This window comes from Croceicoccus estronivorus, assembly GCF_001625325.1.
GTDB classification, from domain to species: domain Bacteria; phylum Pseudomonadota; class Alphaproteobacteria; order Sphingomonadales; family Sphingomonadaceae; genus Caenibius; species Caenibius estronivorus.
This window is the reverse complement of record NZ_JRQQ01000005.1, coordinates 56,452-74,945: the sequence shown is the minus strand read 5'-3', so window position 1 is coordinate 74,945 and position 18,494 is coordinate 56,452. Positions and strand designations below refer to the sequence as shown.

Below are 18,494 nucleotides of genomic sequence, written 5' to 3'. Positions count from 1 at the left end.
GAACGAAAAGGAACCCGTTCGATTACCGTGCGATGCAGGTTCAACGCGATCAGGCCAGTGCTTGACGCAATTTTGCGGGCGCTCCACACACGGAACGGGGCCGTAACGGCAAGGATCATAATGAATGGGTGACATATTCCTCGGGCTGGGCGCGAATGGCGAACGGCAGGTGCTCAATCTGGGCCGGGCCAATCGCCACGGGCTGATCGCCGGAGCCACCGGCACAGGCAAGACCGTGACTCTGCAAGGGTTGGCGGAAAGCTTTTCCGCCGATGGCGTGCCGGTATTCGTCGCTGACGTCAAAGGAGACCTGTCAGGCATTTCCATGCCCGGTTCGCCGACGTTCAAGCATGCCGCCTCGCTGGAATCGCGGGCAAAGGAACTGGGCATGGACGACTATGCCTATTCCGATAACCCCACGGTGTTCTGGGACCTTTACGGGGAACAGGGGCATCCGATCCGTACGACGGTTTCGGAAATGGGGCCGCTGTTGCTGTCGCGTCTGCTCGATCTCAACGACACCCAGGAAGGTGTGCTCAACATTGCCTTCCGGTTCGCGGACGAGGAAGGGCTGCTGCTGCTCGACATGGGAGATCTCCAGTCGATGCTGGCCTACACGGCTGAGCATGCGGCGGAATTGACGTCCAGATTCGGCAATGTCAGCAAGCAGAGCGTCGGGGCGATCCAGCGCCAGTTGCTGTCCTTCGAAAGCCAGGGTGCGGACAAGTTCTTCGGTGAACCCGCACTGGAGATCGAGGATTTCCTCCAAGTGGATGAACAAGGGCGCGGCTATATCAACGTGCTCGCTGCCGACCGGCTCATGCGCAGCCCGAAGCTGTACGCCACGTTTCTCCTTTGGCTGCTGGCCGAACTGTTCGAAGTCCTGCCCGAAGTGGGCGATCCCGAAAAACCGAAGCTCGTGTTCTTCTTCGACGAGGCGCACCTGCTGTTCGACGATGCGCCCAAGGCATTGCAGGACAAGATCGAACAGGTCGTCCGCCTGATCCGTTCCAAGGGTGTGGGCGTCTATTTCGTGACGCAAAACCCGATCGACGTGCCGGAAGATGTCGCGGGCCAGCTCGGCAACCGGGTGCAGCATGCCCTGCGCGCTTTCACGCCGCGCGACAAGAAAGCGATCAAGGCTGCTGCCGACACTTTCCGGATTAATCCCGATCTCGATGTCGAAACGGCAATCACGGAACTGAAAGTGGGTGAGGCGCTGGTTTCGACCCTGATGGAGGACGGGGCCCCTTCTGTTGTCCAACGGACGCTGATCAAACCACCACGGTCGCGGCTGGGCCCGGTTACGGCAAAGGAACGGGCGATTATCCGGTCGGTCAGCCCGGTTGATGGGAAATATGACACGCTGGTCGACCGCGACAGCGCGGAAGAGGTTCTCGCCCGCAAAATTGCCGATGCCGCAGCTACGGCAGAAGAAGTCGCGGAAAAGGGCGAAGCCGAAGTGCGCAAGCGTGAACGCAAGTCCCCCAGCCTGTGGGATGGGATTGGCGGCAAGGTGGTCAAGGCTGCGACGGGAGCGGCAGCCGCCAGCGCGGGCTCGATCCTTGCAAGCAAGCTGGCGGGCAAGAAAAGCCGCGCCAATCCTCAGGCCAGCGCGGCCAGTGCGGCGGCCGGAACGGTCGCGACCGAGATCGGCAAGGCGATCGGCATTCCCGGCCTCGGGCGGTTCGCACGCAATCTCATCGGCGGGCTGATGCGCTGATCGCCTAGCCTAGCGGCAACCTTAGCTCCGCCTGCAACCCGCCTTCCGGCCGGTTGGCCAGCAGGAGCCGCCCGCCGTGCTGTTCGGCAATCGCGCGGGCGAGAGTGAGGCCCAGCCCGGCTCCGCCTGTTGCGCGGTTGCGGGACGGTTCACCGCGTGCGAACGGTTCGAACAGACCAGCGATTTCCCCATCCGGAATGCCTGGCCCATCATCGACGATGCGGATCACTGCCTCGTTGCCTTCCTTGCTCAGCGTGACCAGGGCATTGCCGCCGTACCGCAGAGCGTTGGAAATGAGATTGCGCATGGCCCGGCGCAGCCATGTTTCGCGGATCGACAGGACGATGCGGGTGGTGTCGCCCAGTTCGGCGTTCTCGCCCATGTCCTCGAAATCTTCGACCACGGATGCGACAAGCGCCGACAGTTCGGTCTTTTGCAGCGGGTCGCTGGGCCGTCCGACACGGGCGAGCGAGAGAATGTCGTCCAGTGTACGGGTGATATCCTCCACCGTGGCGGCCATTTTCCGCCGTTCCGTTTCGTCAGTGACACTTTCGATTCGGATGCGCAGGCCGGCAAGCGGGGTCTTGAGGTCGTGCCCGATCGCGCCGAGCATGACGTCCTTTTCACCCAGCAGGGCAGTGATCCGGTCTTCCATCGCGTTGTGGGCGGCGATCAGGCGGCTGATGTCCTCCGGACCATGTGGCTCCAGCTGGCCATCCGCTTCGCGGGTGCGCGCGAAATGGTCCACTTGAGTGGTCAGAGCTGCCAGCGGACGGGTTATGCGTCGCAGCAACAGGGCCAGCAGCCCCACCAGAATGATATAGAGCAACAAGGTCTGGGCCAGCAGGCTGCCGGTTGCTCTCGGCGGTTTGTCCGGCAGGGCCACACGCGCCACGATCCAGTCCGCACCGGGCTGTTCCTGCAAGGCTGCGATCAGGAGCGTACGCCGCCAGTTATCCGGTGAAGCGCCGAATTTCCGCCAGTGTTCGATGCGTCGGGCGAGGAAAGGGTCCTTGTCCAGCGGGCGTTCCACAACCACCAGATCGGCAGGATTGACCCCTTGTTCGGCCAGAATGGCGGCCAGCGCCGCCTCCCGTTTCGGCTGTCGTACTTCGTCGGGGCCGATGGGCAGGGTGCCGCTGCGCTCCAGCCGCAAGCGGCGCAGGCCGGGCGGCTGGTGTTCGACGAAGCGGCCCCTGTCGCGATCTCCGTCCGCTTCGGTTCCGCCGATCACGCGGAAGGCAATGGCGTTGAGGACGGCGGTTTCACGCCTCTGTTGCTCCGCCCGCCACAGCAATACGCCCGAGAGGCCCTGCGCTACGAGCAGCGCAAGGGCCACCGACAGGAGCATTTGCCCCAACAGGCTTCTGGGCCAGAGGCGCATGCGTCAGGTCTCCGCCCTGGAGCTGCCGGGAAGGAACCGTCGCACATCGGCGGCAAAGCGGTATCCGCCGCCCCACACGGTCTGGATCAAACGGGGATCGCCCCGGTCGCTTTCAATCTTGCGGCGCAGGCGGCTGACCTGGTTGTCCACCGCCCGGTCGAACAGGTGGGCTTCGCGGCCCTGCACCATGTCCAGCAGGCGATCACGGTCAAGCACCTGACGGGGATGGTCGAGAAAGGCCTTGAGCAAACGAAATTCCGCCGACGATACGGCCACCGCCGCCCCTTCCGGGTCGGTCAACTGGCGTTTGAGCGGATCGAGTTTCCATCCTTCGAACTCGTACCAGGCATCTTCTTCCGCAGCCGGGGCCGGGCGACTGGCCCGGCGCAGGACGCTGCGAATGCGGGCAACCAGTTCGCGCGGTTCGAAGGGTTTGGTGACATAGTCGTCTGCCCCGATTTCCAGCCCGATAATGCGGTCGGTGGCTTCCCCGCGTGCGGTCAACAGGATGACCGGCAGGCTTTTGGTCTCGATCAGGTGGCGGCACAGCGACAGGCCATCCTCACCGGGCATCATGATGTCCAGCAGGACGATGTCGGGCTTCTCCTGCAACAGCAGGCTGCGGGCGTCGGCCGCGCTTTCGGCTTGCAGCACGGTAAACCCCTGCCCGGAAAGATATCCGGCCAGGGGTTCGCGCAAGTCCTGTTCATCATCGACGATCAGGACGCGGGCACCGGTCGTCCCATTGGCGGCAGCGGCACCCGTCATCGGTTAGTCAACCGCCTTGTCGGCACGCTTGGCGCGCCATTCGTCGCGCATCTTCTGATGCATGTCCTTGCGTTCCTTGGCAGTGACAGTGCCGTTGTTGTCGGCGTCGGCCTTGTCGAACATCGCGAGATGACCGGCAACGAATTCAGCCTGCGAAATCGCTCCGTCGCCATTGGTGTCCATGCCTTGCATCATCGGACCATGACCCATCTTGCCCTTATGGCCCATGCGGTGACGCTTGCCATCGGGATTGTCGCCCTGGCCCTTGCCGGGACCGCGCATGTCACCAGGTCCACGATCGCCGGGGCCACGCATCTTGCCGCGATTGGCAGCGAATTCCTCGGGGCTCAGGGCGCCGTTCTTGTCCGTGTCGAGCCGTTCGAACCGCTGCTGTTGCCGCGCTTCGCGATCGGCCTTGTCGAGCTTGCCGTCCTTGTTGGCGTCCATCCGCTCGAACATTCGGGATGCCTGTTCCTGGGCTTCGGCCCGGGTGACGTCGCCACGCCCCATACCGGGGGCGGCATAAGCGAGGCCGGCGCCGGCCATGGTCGCGGCACCGGCGGCACCCAGGAGGATCTTGGTAATAGTCCGCATTGTTCTGCTCCTTCGCAAATTCGGGGGAGTTGCGACATGTGCGATCATCGGGGAGGGGGATGAAATGAGACCGCACCGCCGCAACTCTTGAAGGACCTTCTAGGGTCCTTGTGTCGCGCAAGTTTGTCGCATTCCGGCGAAATTGTCGCAAATTGTCGCACGACGCGGACCGTGTTCATCAAAGCGCAAGATGCGGCACCGTTCCATGCGGTCAAAGCGGCGCACAGGCGCGTTCGAGCCACGCGCGGGCCGCCCCTTCCATTTGCGGGCCGATCCGCTCCAGCACGCCGGCATGATAAGTGTCGAGCCATGCACGTTCCTCTGCATCGAGCAGCGAAAGATCGATCAGGGCGCGGTCGATCGGCACGTGAGTCAGCGTTTCGAAGCCGAGCCATTCGCCTTCGCTGCCGTCGATCTCGCGCCGTTCGACCAGCACGAGATTTTCTATCCGGATGCCGTATGCGTCGGTTCTGTAATAGCCGGGCTCGTTGGACAGGATCATGCCGGGCAGCAGTTCCTGATTGCCGCCGGTCTTGCTGATCCGTTGGGGCCCTTCGTGGACGGACAGGAAACTGCCCACTCCGTGCCCGGTGCCGTGGGCGTAATCGATCCCGGCTTGCCACAGGAACTGCCGGGCCAGCGTGTCGAGCTGTGACCCGACCGTTCCCTTGGGGAAGGTCACGCGGGCCAGCGCGATGTGGCCTTTGAGGACGCGGGTGAAACGGTCCTTTACTTCGGCATCGGGCGTGCCCGGCCCGATCCAGACGGTGCGGGTGATGTCGGTCGTACCGTCCGGATACTGACCGCCTGAATCGACCAGATAGACGCTGCCGGGCTGGAGCGTGCGATTGGTTTCCTCGCTCACCCGGTAATGGACGATGGCGCCATTCGGGCCGCTGCCGGAAATCGTATCGAACGACAGGTCGCGCAACGCGCCCGTCTCTTCGCGAAATGCCTGCAGCCGCGCTGCCGCGCCCAGTTCGTCGACCTCGCCGCCCGGCGTTTCGGTTGCCAGCCAATGGAGGAAGCGCGACACGGCCGCCCCGTCCCGCCTTTGCGCAGCACGATGACCTTCCTGTTCGGCCTCGTTCTTGATGGCCTTGGGCAGGGTGCAGGGATCGGGAGCGGCCACCACTTCCGCCCCTGCCTCGTTCAGGGCGGTAAAGATCGCTGCGACCGCGTGGGCCGGATCGACGGCAACCCGTTTTCCTGCAAGCGCCTTCAGCGCGGGCACGAAATCTTCGCGAGGCATCACGCGCACGGCATTGCCCAAATGGGCGGTCAGTTCAGGCGTGACTTTCTCCGGAGCAATGAACAGATCCGCGGTTCCGTCCGCACGGGCAATCGCGAAGCTGAGCGTCACAGGGGTCCGGTCCACGTCGGAGCCGCGAATATTGAACAGCCATGCAATCGAATCGAGTGCGGGAACGACGACTGCGTCGAGTTCCTCCTGCACCAGCCAACGGGCGATTTCGGCGCGTTTGTCTAGGCTGGAGCGGCCGGCCAGCGTGTCATCCTGGACAAACGCGGGCGCAGGCGAAGGGGCTGGTCGATCCGACCATACGACATCGACGGGATTGTCTTCCACCGCCACCAGCGTTGCACCGCGCCTGGCCAGTTCCGCGGCGACCGTATCCGCCCATCCCTTTGAATGGAGCCAGGGATCATAGCCGATCCGCGCGCCTTCGGGCGCGTGTTCTCCCAGCCATTTCGCGGGGCTGGTTTCCGGTACGGAGGCATAGTCCCACAGGGTGGAATCGACCTGATCGCGTACTTGGAGAGTATAGCGCCCGTCGACGAAGATCACCGCGCCCTTCGCCTCGTCGGGAATCGCAAACACGATGGCGGTTCCGGCGGAACCATTGAACCCGGTGAGCCATTGCAGCCGCTGGGCATAGGCACCGACATACTCGCTCATATGTTCATCGGAGATCGGTATGACGAAGCCATCCAGCTCACGCCGGGACAGTTCCTTCCTCAAGGCGGTGAGCCGTTCCGAGCCATTTGCCTCTCTTGTGGTCGACATCAGCATTGCGGCAGGCTCCTCCGGGTAATAGTGCCATATCCAACATAGGGCCGCGTGCGCGTTTCGCCAGCCACCTGCAAGGAATGAGGATGAGAAAACCTGTCGCCCTTGTGATGCTGGCGCTCCTTTTCCTGGCGCGTCCCGCTTTTGCCAAGGATACCATGACCGACACCCCTGTTGCCCCGCCTGTCGCAGAAAAGCGCCCGCACACGATCGAATATCACGGCATCCGCGTGGATGATCCTTATGCCTGGTTGCGCGATCCCGGCTATCCCGAAGTGACTGACAAGGACGTGCTGGCCCATCTCGAAGCGGAGAATGCCTGGTTCGAGGCACGGATGGCACCGCACAAGGACAAGGTGGAATCGCTGTTCCGGGAAATGCGGGCGCGCATCAAGGAAGCGGACAAGTCCGTGCCGCAGAAGGATGGCCAGTATCTTTACTGGATCGAGTACGAGGAAGGCGCGGAATACAAGAAATGGTGGCGCCGCCCGGTCGGTGCGGTGGATGACGGCAGCGCGGACGAACTGATCCTCGATGAAGTCGCACTGGCCGAAGGGAAGGAATATTTCCGCCTCGGGGCCTTGTCGGTCAGCCAGGATGGCAAGCTGCTGGCCTATGCCGTCGATGACAACGGGTCCGAACGCTTCACTGCCCGGATCAAGAATCTCGTCACTGGCGAGATCTTGCCGGACGAGATCCCGGGGACTCTGTCCAGTCTCGTCTGGGTGGCGGGCGATACGGGGCTGATTTATTCGTTGGCGAACGAGAACTGGCGGACGGACAATGCGCGACTGCATTGGCTGGGCAAGCCCACGGCGGACGATATCGAACTCTATCACGAGGATGATGAGGGGTTCCGCGTCGGCAGTTCGCTGTCCGCTAACGAGAAATGGATCATCATTTCCGCAGGCGACCACGAGACGAGCGAGGTTCGCCTGCTTCCCGCCGCCGATCCGCTGGCCGAGCCCCTGCTGGTGCGGCCGCGTGAGAAAGGCGTCGAATACGATGTCGATGAACGTGACGGTACGCTGTACATCCATGCCAACGACACGCATGAAAATTTCCGTCTGGCGACTGCGCCGCTCGACCAGCCGGGCGAGTGGACGACTCTGATCGAAGGGTCGGACGATTTTTATCTGACGGGATTCGACCTGTTCAAGGACTTCTACGTGGTGGAAGGGCGGCTGCGCGGTCTCGATCACCTCGAAGTGCGATCATATGACGATCCGGCCCGGATAGAGCCGATCGTGTTTCCCGAAGCGAGCTACAGCGCCGGGCTGGACGACAATCCGGAATGGGACGTGGATGTGCTGCGTCTGTCCTATGCCAGCATGGTCAGGCCCAACACCGTTTATGACTATCACCTGGCGGACAAGCGGTTCGAAACACTGAAAGTGCAGGAAATCCCCTCGGGCTATGACGCTGCGCTCTATGCGACGGAGCGGCTGGAAATTCCCGCGCGTGACGGCACCGTGATCCCGGTCAGCGTGATGTATCGCAAGGATCGCGCGCCGGGTGGCCCGTTGCATCTCTATGGCTATGGCGCATACGGCATTTCCATCGATCCGGGGTTCTCGACCACGCGGCTGTCGCTGGTGGATCGTGGGTTTGCGTACGCGATTGCCCATATCCGTGGCGGGGACGATCTTGGCCGCGCCTGGTACAAGGCGGGCAAGCTCGACAAGCGGACCAACACATTCAACGATTTCGTGGACGTGGCCAAGGGGCTGATCGATCGCGGCTATACCAGGGCCGGGGAAATCAGCATTTCTGGCGGATCGGCGGGCGGCGAGCTGATGGGGGCGGTGATCAATTCGGATCCCGGCCTGTGGGGTGCGGTGGCTGCCCATGTGCCGTTCGTCGATGTGCTGAACACCATGCTCGATGCCTCGTTACCACTGACGCCGGGCGAATGGCCGGAATGGGGCAACCCGATCGAAGACAAGGCGGCCTTCGAACTGATCCGGTCATACAGCCCCTATGACAATGTCCGGGCGCAGGCTTATCCGCCGATGCTGGTGACCGCGGGCCTCAACGATCCCCGGGTGACCTATTGGGAACCCGCCAAGTGGGTGGCGAAGCTGCGCGAGATGAAGACGGATTCCAACGAATTGCTGCTCAAGACGAATATGGGCGCTGGTCATGGCGGCAAATCGGGGCGGTTTGAAAGCCTGCGCGAAACGGCAGAGGAATTCGCCTTTATCCTTTGGCAGATCGGTGCCGACGAGTGACCATGAACCGCGACCCGGTGGCGGAAGGCAACAGCTTTACGCTCTCCTTCACCGCCGGGCCGGAACATATCGACATGAACGGCCATGTGAACAACACGGTCTGGCTGCAATGGGTGCAGGACATCGGAACGGCCCATTGGGAAGCTGTGGCGAGGCCGGAAGATCAGGCGGCCTACCTCTGGTTCGTCACCCGGCACGAGATCGATTACCGCGGTAATATCCGTGAAGGCGAGACGGTTACAGCGCGAACGTGGATTCCGGGGCCGCCACAGGGGGCGCGGTTCGTCCGCTGCGTCGATTTCATCGATAACCGGGGCAAGACCATTGTCAGCGCCCGCTCGGTCTGGGCGATGCTCGACAAGGCCAGCGGGCGTCCCTTGCGCATTCCACCTGAAGTGGCCGCGCCTTTCGTGGCAGGGTGATTCTACCCGTCAAGCTGCGCGGCGGCGGTCACTTTCACGGCGGCGCTCCGTTCGGCGTGGCGAAAACAGAGTGAGTTTCTCGCCGATCGTCCGGTTGCGACCGCCCAGCTTGGCTTCGTAGAGCAGCTTGTCCGCGCGTGCGTAGAGATCATTGAAAGTCTTGGCCTCCATGGTTTCGATTGCCCCTTCGATCAGGCCCATGGAAGCAGTTACAGGGCCGGCCAGACCAGGCACTCTCGTGGCGATATGGTGGGGCAGGGCCTGCCTGCGCTGTTCTGCGCGCTGTCGCGCCTTGCGCCCGCGCAGCAGCAGAAGGAATTCCTCGCCGCCCAATCGCATTGCCAGAGTGTTGTCGTCCGGGGCCAGAGCTTCGGCCACGGCGCGCAGAACCGCATCGCCGGTGGCATGGCCGTATTTGTCGTTGACCCCCTTGAAATGATCGAGATCGATCAGGGCGAATGTCGTGAAGCCTTCCTCGCACAGGGCGGTGAAACGCGGCTCGATGGCCCGCCGGTTGTAAAGCCCGGTCAGGTGATCGTGCTCTGCCAGATTGGTCAGCATGCGGATTTCGGTGCGGGCCCGGTCGCGCTGTTGCTTGAATGACATCATTCGGTCGGCCACGCCCAGCACCGAAATAACAACTTCGGCAACCAGCGTGAAATAGAGCAGGGAATCGACGAATTCGGGCACTCCGTAGAGGCCCAGCCCGCGGGGAATCCGTTCGAGCCCGCACAGGATGATTGGCGTCCACGCCACGATCTGGAATTTCGCCGCACGGCTTCCCCGGCGCAGGGCCTGGGCCATGGCAGCGAACAGAACCGCGAACGGGGGCAGGAAACCGAGGAAAAAATAGGTCTGTGCCGTATAATTGAGAAACGGAGGAAAGAAAGAAACCGTGCCCGATACAGTCAGCACGATGGCGCCGGCGAGACGCAGGGTCCAGCGCATGCGATGGCTCAACATCTGCGGCTCAAGATAATCGGCGGTAAAGAACGCCGCCGCTGCCACGGCCACCGCTATAGTGATGCCATTGAGTATGGCATGTGTCATGACGGACATGTCGAAGAACAGCGACGACAGGCCGGTCATACTGGCGACATAAGCCGCCATCGATAGCGTCAGAACGGCATGCCAGAGCACGAATCGCTGGGCGATGACCATATAGACCGCCAGATCGTAGATCATCGGTGCCAGTAGCAGGCCGATCAGAATGGCGACGAGCGCCAGTTTCCCGGCATGCCAGCCTTCGCCCCCGGCCACAGTCGAAAGCCTTCCTTCGGCCAGCAGAGCGGCATTCCAGGGACGCACGATGCGAATGACGATTGCCTGTGTGTCGTCCGTAATCCCCGGCAGCGGAGTGGAGAAGATCGATCCCCCTGCCAGTGGCTTCACATCGTCCTGCTTGAGGGCAAGGACGTCTATCGTGCCGTCGCTGTTGACGGCGAAAACGTCCAATTGTTCGAATTTGGAAATGCGAGTGATGAAGCTCTTGGGAGAGTCGATGCTTTGCCAGCTCGAAGCGTCGAAGCGCAGCCATCCGACCGGGCGCTCGTCCGTCCAGTGAATGGAATGGCAGATCCAGCGCTCGGGTTGCCTGGCCAACTCAGAGTAGGTCGTGGTTTCAAGGCTGAACGCGTGGCAGGATGGCGGCAGTGTGGTCGCCGAAGCCGGGGCCGCGAAAAAGAGCGCAAGGAGCATGGCAATCCATGCCCAGGCTAATCTGGCCGGTCCCAAACCCATCCTCACTGCTGTTAGGTCGGATATGGTTGCGGACAGGTTAAGTTTGCGCTGTTGGCCTTGCGTGCCGGAAGCTCTTCAGGCGAGGATTTCCGCCAATGGCAACAGGTCGTAACCCAGTTCGTCTGCAACGGCCGGGTAAGTGACATGGCCAGCATGAATATTGAGCCCGGCTGCCAGATGCGGGTCATTGCGCAGAGCATCCTTCCATCCCCCCGGCTGGTCGAACGCGTCTGCGATGCGCAAGGCATGGGGCAAGGTGACGTTGTTGAGCGCATATGTGCTGGTGCGGGCAACCGCGCCGGGCATGTTGGCGACGCAATAATGGACGATCCCGTTGACAACGAATGTCGGGTCCTGATGGGTTGTCGGATGGCTGGTTTCGAAACAACCGCCCTGGTCGATGGCTACGTCGACCAGCACCGCGCCAGGCTTCATGCAGCCGAGCATTTCGCGTGTCACCAGTTTGGGGGCTGCGGCACCGGGGACCAGCACCGCGCCGATCACGAGGTCCGCCTCGCACACGCTGTCGGCCAGATTGGCGGTATTGGAAAAGCGGGTCCTGGCGCGGCTTTCGAAATGGATGCCCAGCCGTTCGAGGACGTCCGGATCGCGATCGAGAATGGTCGTGTCGGCCCCCAGGCCAACCGCCATTTGCGCGGCATTGAACCCCACTGTGCCGCCGCCGATCACGGCGACCTTGCCGGGCATGACGCCCGGTACCCCGCCCAGCAGCACACCGCGCCCGCCATGTTCCTTTTCCAGAGCCGTGGCTCCTGCCTGGATCGCCATACGTCCGGCCACCTGGCTCATCGGTCTGAGCAGTGGCAGCGACCCGCCCGGACCGGTCACTGTTTCATAGGCAAATGCGGTCACTCCCGATGCGATCAGCTCGGCTGTCTGCTGCGGGTCGGGCGCAAGGTGGAGATAAGTATAGAGCAATTGCCCATCGCGCAGCATGGCGCGTTCATGCGGTTGCGGTTCCTTGACTTTCACCACCATATCGCATTGCGCGAATATCGTGGCCGCGTCGGCTATGTGTCCGCCCGCCGCCTCGTAGTCGGCATCGCCTGCTCCGATGCCTTTCCCCGCTTCGCTTTCAATCCACACTTCGTGGCCGTGGGAGACAAGCTCTCGGACGCTTTCCGGCGTCAGGCCGACGCGATATTCGTGAACTTTTACCTCTTTCGGGCAACCGATGCGCATAGGCTCGCTCCTTCAGTCAGGAGGTAAGTGCTGCACACCGATAGCGCAACGCGGGGACAGTGAGGTTACAACGGGTTTCCGTCGCGGTCGCGGTAGATGTCGCGGCGGCCGACATGGTTGGCGGGCCCGACCAGACCATCGGCCTCCATCCGTTCCACCCACTTGGCGGCGGTGTTGTAGCCGACCCCCATCTGCCGCTGGAGCCAGCTTGCCGAGGCTTTCTGGCTCTCGAATACGATCTGGCAGGCCTGACGATACTTGCGCTCGGCTGGGTCGTCGCTCGCCGTGAGTTCGTCGTCGAAGCCGAAGCCGCCGTCTTCCGGTTCCTCCGTGACGGAATCGATATATTCAGGGCTGCCCTGCGCGCGCCAGTGATCGGCCACACGCTCCACTTCCTCGTCGGCAACGAACGGCCCGTGGACGCGGACCAGTGCGCCTGTATTGGGTTTGTAGAGCATGTCGCCCTTGCCCAGAAGCTGCTCGGCACCCTGCTCGCCCAGAATGGTCCGGCTGTCGATCCGGCTGGTGACCTTGAAGCTGATGCGGGTTGGCAGGTTGGCCTTGATGACGCCGGTGATGACATCGACCGACGGACGCTGCGTCGCCATGATCAGGTGAATGCCTGCGGCCCGGCTTTTCTGGGACAGGCGCTGGATCAGCACTTCGATTTCCTTGCCGACCGTCACCATCAGGTCGGCCAGTTCGTCGACGATCAGGACGATCTGGGGCAGGACCTCGTAATCGAGCTGTTCTTCCTCGAACAGTTCCTCCCCGGTTTCAGGGTCGAAGCCGATCTGCACCCGGCGGCCCAGCGGCTTGCCCTTGGCGGCGGCGGCCCGCACCCGGTCGTTGAAACCGGACAGATTGCGTGCACCCACGCTGGACATCATGCGATAGCGCCGCTCCATTTCCTCGACCGCCCATTTGAGCGCCCGGATCGCCTTGGCCGGTTCCGTGACCACAGGCGAAAGCAGGTGCGGAATATCGTCATAGCTCTTCAGCTCCAGCACCTTGGGATCGATCAGGATCAGGCGGCACTCGGCCGGAGTCAGGCGATAGAGCAGCGAGAGCAGGATGCAGTTGAGGCCGACCGACTTACCCGAACCGGTGGTGCCCGCCACCAGCAGGTGAGGCATGGCGGCAAGGTCGGCGACGATCGGTTCGCCCGCAATGTCCTTGCCCAGAATGATCGGCAACATGCCCTTGTGGTGGGCGAACGCCTCGCAGGCGACGAGTTCCTTCAGCGACACCATCTGGCGATCGGCATTGGGCAATTCGATGCCCATCACGGTCTTGCCGGGGATCGAGGAAACACGCGCGGAAATCGCACTCATGTTGCGGGCGATATCCTCGGCCAGCCCGATTACGCGGCTGGCCTTGATGCCGGGTGCCGGTTCCAGCTCGTACATGGTGACGACGGGGCCGGTGCGAACGGCCATGATCTCGCCCTTGACGTTGAAATCGTCGAGCACGTTTTCGAGCAGCCGGGCGTTGCGTTCCAGCGCCAGCTTGTCGAGCTTGGGCGCGGTGGTGACCGGGGCATCGTCCAGCAGTTCGAGCCGGGGCAGTTCGTGCTTGTCGAACAGGTCCTTCTGCTGCTTGTTCCCGCCCGGCTTTGCGGGCTTCGGCGGGGTGGACGGGTCGGTAATCTCGGGCGCGGCGCGGGGCGGGGCTTCGGGCGGAGGGGGGCGCCGTTCTGCGCGTGGCTTGTCTTCGCGACGAGGCGTGAAAGGCGCTTCGTCCTCACTGATGGTGGTGGTGCGGGGGCGTCGCGTGCGGCGCAGCATCGCTGGTACTGTCAGCAATTGGGCCCAGTCTATCGCGAATACGCGGCCAGCCAGGATCACCCCGGTGATGAGGAACACCAGGGCGATGCCCAGAGTCGTCCAGCCCTGGGCGGATTCGGGCAGAGGCGCGGTGGCCGCTTCGATCCCGGCAGCGCCCAGCAATCCGGTAATGCCCCCGGTCGATGCAGGTAAGGATCCACCCGGGCCGTCGAATGTCAGCGCCATGACAGTGGACAGCAGCGCCATGGCGAAAACCAGTATTCCGACCGCCCTCCACCAGCGTGCGCCGTGGGGTGTTTCCTCGTCATCCGCATCGCGCCACAACTTGCGGGCAAATGCATAGAGGAGCGGCAGCAGCAGGACTGAAACCAGCCCGAAGAGGAACAGCACCCGCTCTGCCGCCCAGGCACCGGGCCGGCCCATCCAGTTGGCCACGGCGTCACCGGCCGCAGTCGAAGCGGAAGGATCAGTCTGGTGATAGCTCAAGAGAGCGAGGGCGAGGAACAGCATCGCCGCGATCAGCAGTATGGCACCAGCCATCTGAAAGGCACGGCGCAGCGAACGGCGGAAGGCCGCGCGCCAATCGACTGCGGGCGCCTTGCTCATTGCGCGTGTTGCCATGATCGTCCCCTAATTCCGTCGCCGTGCATAATGCGCCCTTGGGTGACTCCGCGTCAAGAATCCTTAGGAAATTCAGCGAGTCGCGATGATTTTGGCAGTGATTTCAGGCCAGTCCGTCGATTGCCGCCCAGGCGGGCCATGCAAGACGGCGCGCTCTGTCCGCGGTCATACCGCCCAGCGCAATCACCGGTATGCGTGAGCGGGCGGCCAGCAAGCGAAACCTTGCTGGGCCAAGCGGCCGTGCGCCAGGATGCGATCGGGTTGGAAAGACCGGAGAAAGCAGAACGGCATTTGCCATGGAACGATTGGCTTGGCCTATTTCGGTGAGATCGTGGGCAGTCGCAAGGTGCAGCATGCGCGATGCGTTTTGCAATGCTTTCGGTGGGCCGTAGGCTCCGTCCGCTCGCCATGCCCTCGCCAATCGAGTCTCGCCGGCCAGAACGACTGTATGCCCGTATCGGCGGGCAATGCGCGATAACGTGCGGAAACGGCGGCGGCGTTCCGGCCGAGACAGGTGATAGTGGCGGAAAATGAAGCCTGACCCGCGCGGCAAATGTTTGAGGCTCCGCACCAGAAAGGCTTCGTTGCGGGCATCGCTGAGCAACCACAGATGCGGGAGGGTCTGGCGCGATTTCATGCAGGCGCTATAGCCGCGCACAATGGAAAGTGCAGCCACTCCGCTCGAAGACGTCCGCGCCCGTATCGCTCAGGCGGCGCATATTGCCGACCGCGAGCCGGATGAAATTACGCTGGTCGCGATCAGCAAGACTCATCCGGCAACTGCGATCCAGCCTCTGATCGATCAGGGGCAACGGGTGTTCGGTGAGAACCGCGTGCAGGAAGCGCAGGCGAAGTGGCCTGCCCTGCGCGAGGCGTATCCCGATATCGAATTGCACCTCGTCGGGCAGCTTCAGTCGAACAAGGCCGACGATGCTGTGGCGCTGTTCGATTGCATTCATTCGCTGGACCGGCCTTCGCTCGTTTCCGCTCTGGCCAAGGCGATGGACAAGGCTGGGCGGCAGGTGCCGTGTTTCGTTCAGGTGAATATCGGTGCCGAACAACAGAAGGGCGGCTGCGCGATTGCCGATCTTCCTGCCTTGCTGGATCGCGCCCGTGAGGCAGGATTGCCTGTGATTGGCCTGATGTGCGTGCCGCCGCTGGAGATCGAGCCGGCTCCGTTTTTTGCCCTGCTCGACAAGCTGGCGGGCGACCATGGCTTACCGGGGCGCAGCATGGGGATGAGCGGTGATTACGAAACCGCGATCATGCTGGGTGCCACGCATGTCCGGGTCGGCAGCGCATTGTTCGGTTCGCGCCCGGCCTGAGTAAAAGGAAAACTGAGCAAAAAGGAAAAAGGGCACCCGGATCCAGGTGCCCTCCCCCCATGCCGTCCGATCCGATCTGGCGGATGCGGCCGGTTATTGCATTCAGAAGCTGTAGCGGACTTTCACGCCATACATGCGCGGGGCGCCATATATGGTCGAGTTGACCAGCAGATTGTCATATGTGTTGGCATTGCTGGTGCGATACAGCTTGTTGGCGAGATTGTTGCCGAAGACAGTGATGTCGATCGGCGTGCCGCCGACACCCTTCCATGCGATGGAACCGTTGAGCAGCCCATATGCGTCGAGGACCGATCCGGGCTGGGTGATGTTGTCACCCATCGGCGCGGTGCCTTGCTTGGCGACATGCGAGTAGTTGGCGTAAAATGCCAGCGTGCCCATGTTCTCGCCAAGCGGCACGTCCAGCGAAGCATAGATATTGTAGATGTAAGGGGTCGAAAACTGGAACGGGCGGCATGAGAAGTCCGCTATATCGCCCGGATTGGCCAGCCCGTCGCAGGCCTGTGTCGGGGCGAATACCACCTGCTGGAACTTCTTGTAGTCGGCGTCGGTGTGGGAAAAATTGCCCCCGATTTCCAGCCCCTGCACGGGGCGCATCGACGCTTCGATCTCAATGCCCTGAATCGTGGCCGTGGCGTCGAGAGTGCGGGCGCCGCTGGCTCCGGTATCCGGGTTGTAATCGCCGGTCGGGCGCTGGATGTTCTTGTAATCCGAATAGTAATAGGTGGCGTTGAACTTCAACGGTACGTCACCGATGTGCCAGTCGGACTTGAAGCCGACTTCGTATGTGGTCAGTTCTTCCGGGCTGAAAGTCCGTGTTTCGGGCCGCACGGCGAAGGTATTGAACCCGCCGGATTTGTAGCCTTTGCTGATCTTGCCATAAAGCAGCAGATTGCTCATCGGCTTGTAATCCAGACCAACCGTCCAGGTTGCGGCCTTGCTTTTCAATGTGGCGCTGAAACCGCAACGATCCAGAACCTCGCCCAGCGGCACTGCCGGATTCGGGGTCAGCCCATTTTCAAGGCAGTTGGCAGTTCCCGAGGGCGTGTCGGGGAACCATGTGATCGCGAAGCCTTCCACGGTATCCCAGGTGTAGCGATAGCCGCCGGTCAGGCGCAGACTGTCGAGCGCGGGCGCAAATGTTCCGAAATCAAGCGTGGCCTGAGCATAGACCGCGTCGGATTTGTTCGAAACGCCAGTGATCGACTGGGCGAATTCACAGAGCCCGGTGTAGAGTGCAGGGCAGTAATTGACGGAGGACGAAAGCCAGTCGCTGCCCGGTTTGGCGTTATAATGGAAGAAGCCGACCGTGTAGTTCAGCTTGTTTGCCAATGCCTGGCCCTGAAGCTGAAGTTCCTCTGTGAACTGCTTGATATCGTCGCGTTGGGAATCGCGATCGGTTTCCGCATTGAGATAGCCGTAAAGTGGCAGGCCAAATTCGGACAGCCCTGGAATCGTCGTGGCGGTTGGTGTGCCGGCGCTCTGATTCAGTTCGTATTGCTGCAAAGGGGTCGCGTCCTGATCGCCCGCATAATTGTCCTTCAGGCGCTGGTAGCTGACGATATTGCGCAGTGTCAGATTATCGGTGATGTCGAACGTGGTGGTATTGATGATCCCCCACAGCTTGATCGTGCTGAAGAGATCCGCGCTGAGACGCGTCTTGCGCGGTCCGATTTCGTGCGCGATTTCGGTCTGGCGGCGATAGACGTTGCAGTTGACCGCCAGGGCTCCGAATGTTTCGCCGGTGTCGGCGCAGAATCCGACGCCTTTCAACCCGTCGATATTGAACCGGTCATGGATAAAGCCGGTGCCGTTGTTCGAGGATTTGGACCCATAGAAGACCGTCAGGTTCTCAAGCCGCTCCACCGGTTTCATCAGGACGCTGACCCGGCCTGAGTACCAGTGCAGATCGTCGCGACGCTTGTCGAAGATGAGGTCCTTGGTGAAGCCGTCGCGATCTTGGTAGGCACCCGCGGCCCGGATCATCAGCTTGTCTTCGATCAAGGGCAGATTGATTGCCCCTTCGATCCCCTTGAAGTCGTAGTTGCCGTAACTGCCTTCGATATACCCTTCAAGCTCGTTGGATGGCTTGCGCGGGACGAACAGAACGGCGCCCCCCGTCGTGTTGCGACCAAACAGTGTCCCCTGCGGCCCCGACAGGACCTGAACGTTTTCCAGATCAATGAACAGGCCGGGCGCGCCCTGAAGGTTGAGTGTGACCGACGCGGGCAGCGGCACTTCCGCGAAGTATTGCGCCACGGCGGGGGAAGAGAGGAAGCCGGTCGACTGACCACGGATTGAGAACGATTGTACGTCGCGGCTCGCCTGGCCCTGATTGCCGACCACCAGGGACGGGGCCGCACCATAAAGATCCTGCGGCTGGTTGACGTTCATCTGTTTCAGCCGCTCGTCAGAGAAGGCGGAGATTACGATCGGCACATCCTGTGCACGTTCTTCACGGCGTTGTGCCGTCACGATGATTTCGCTGTTGCTGATGCCCCGGTCGTTCGATTGCGCCATGGCTGGTGAAGTGACGGCGACAGCGGCGGCACCGCACAGATAGGCCGCCATTCTCCTCGAAATACGCATACCCTCTCCTCCAATTAATTAATTATAATAATTATTCAATGGTGTGAGGTATATGTGAGG

Annotated in this window: 13 protein-coding genes; 4 read left to right on the top strand and 9 right to left on the bottom strand. The window is 62.0% G+C overall.

What is annotated here, in order from left to right:
* The first annotated feature begins 124 nt into the window (after window positions 1-124).
* Complete coding sequence (locus MB02_RS08480) at window positions 125-1,723, top strand: helicase HerA-like domain-containing protein (protein WP_067535578.1); 1,599 nt, start codon at window positions 125-127, stop codon at window positions 1,721-1,723.
* A 4-nt stretch (window positions 1,724-1,727) separates the two neighbouring features.
* On the opposite strand, the gene MB02_RS08475 is transcribed toward MB02_RS08480, so the two are convergent.
* The 4 genes from MB02_RS08475 to MB02_RS08460 all read right to left on the bottom strand — a co-directional run bounded on the left by MB02_RS08475 (window position 1,728) and on the right by MB02_RS08460 (window position 6,501).
* Window positions 1,728-3,107 (bottom strand): sensor histidine kinase, encoded by a 1,380-nt coding sequence (locus tag MB02_RS08475; RefSeq protein WP_067535575.1) that lies wholly within the window; start codon window positions 3,105-3,107, stop codon window positions 1,728-1,730.
* 3 nt (window positions 3,108-3,110) lie between these two features.
* Window positions 3,111-3,875 carry a response regulator gene (locus tag MB02_RS08470; protein WP_067535572.1) on the bottom strand — a complete coding sequence of 255 codons (765 nt, stop codon included), beginning with the start codon at window positions 3,873-3,875 and terminating at the stop codon, window positions 3,111-3,113.
* 3 nt (window positions 3,876-3,878) lie between these two features.
* On the bottom strand, window positions 3,879-4,469 hold the full coding sequence (locus MB02_RS08465; protein ID WP_067535569.1) for an EF-hand domain-containing protein: 591 nt from the start codon (window positions 4,467-4,469) through the stop codon (window positions 3,879-3,881).
* A 211-nt stretch (window positions 4,470-4,680) separates the two neighbouring features.
* On the bottom strand, window positions 4,681-6,501 hold the full coding sequence (locus MB02_RS08460) for an aminopeptidase P family protein (RefSeq protein WP_156495462.1): 1,821 nt from the start codon (window positions 6,499-6,501) through the stop codon (window positions 4,681-4,683).
* Between the two features lie 155 nt (window positions 6,502-6,656).
* Here MB02_RS08460 and MB02_RS08455 point away from each other — a divergent pair, with 155 nt between their 5' ends.
* Complete coding sequence (locus MB02_RS08455) at window positions 6,657-8,729, top strand: S9 family peptidase (protein ID WP_067536345.1); 2,073 nt, start codon at window positions 6,657-6,659, stop codon at window positions 8,727-8,729.
* A 2-nt stretch (window positions 8,730-8,731) separates the two neighbouring features.
* On the top strand, window positions 8,732-9,151 hold the full coding sequence (locus MB02_RS08450; protein WP_067535566.1) for an acyl-CoA thioesterase: 420 nt from the start codon (window positions 8,732-8,734) through the stop codon (window positions 9,149-9,151).
* Between the two features lie 9 nt (window positions 9,152-9,160).
* Here MB02_RS08450 and MB02_RS08445 read toward each other — a convergent pair whose 3' ends face one another.
* The 4 genes from MB02_RS08445 to MB02_RS08430 form a co-directional block, all read right to left on the bottom strand.
* A complete protein-coding gene (locus MB02_RS08445) occupies window positions 9,161-10,891 on the bottom strand; it encodes a sensor domain-containing diguanylate cyclase (protein WP_067535563.1) in 1,731 nt (576 codons plus the stop codon).
* A gap of 75 nt (window positions 10,892-10,966) precedes the next feature.
* Window positions 10,967-12,094: an alanine dehydrogenase gene (gene ald / locus MB02_RS08440; protein ID WP_067535560.1), complete on the bottom strand. Its 1,128-nt coding sequence runs from the start codon at window positions 12,092-12,094 to the stop codon at window positions 10,967-10,969.
* Between the two features lie 65 nt (window positions 12,095-12,159).
* Window positions 12,160-14,502: an FtsK/SpoIIIE family DNA translocase gene (locus MB02_RS08435; RefSeq protein WP_067535557.1), complete on the bottom strand. Its 2,343-nt coding sequence runs from the start codon at window positions 14,500-14,502 to the stop codon at window positions 12,160-12,162.
* 103 nt (window positions 14,503-14,605) lie between these two features.
* Complete coding sequence (locus MB02_RS08430; protein WP_067535554.1) at window positions 14,606-15,139, bottom strand: thiamine phosphate synthase; 534 nt, start codon at window positions 15,137-15,139, stop codon at window positions 14,606-14,608.
* 22 nt (window positions 15,140-15,161) lie between these two features.
* Between MB02_RS08430 and MB02_RS08425 the strand changes: the two genes are divergently transcribed.
* Entirely contained in the window at window positions 15,162-15,827 is a 666-nt protein-coding gene (locus MB02_RS08425; protein ID WP_067535551.1) for a YggS family pyridoxal phosphate-dependent enzyme, read from the top strand.
* 102 nt (window positions 15,828-15,929) lie between these two features.
* Here MB02_RS08425 and MB02_RS08420 read toward each other — a convergent pair whose 3' ends face one another.
* Window positions 15,930-18,434 (bottom strand): TonB-dependent receptor, encoded by a 2,505-nt coding sequence (locus MB02_RS08420; RefSeq protein ID WP_067535548.1) that lies wholly within the window; start codon window positions 18,432-18,434, stop codon window positions 15,930-15,932.
* Between the last annotated feature and the right edge of the window lie 60 nt (window positions 18,435-18,494).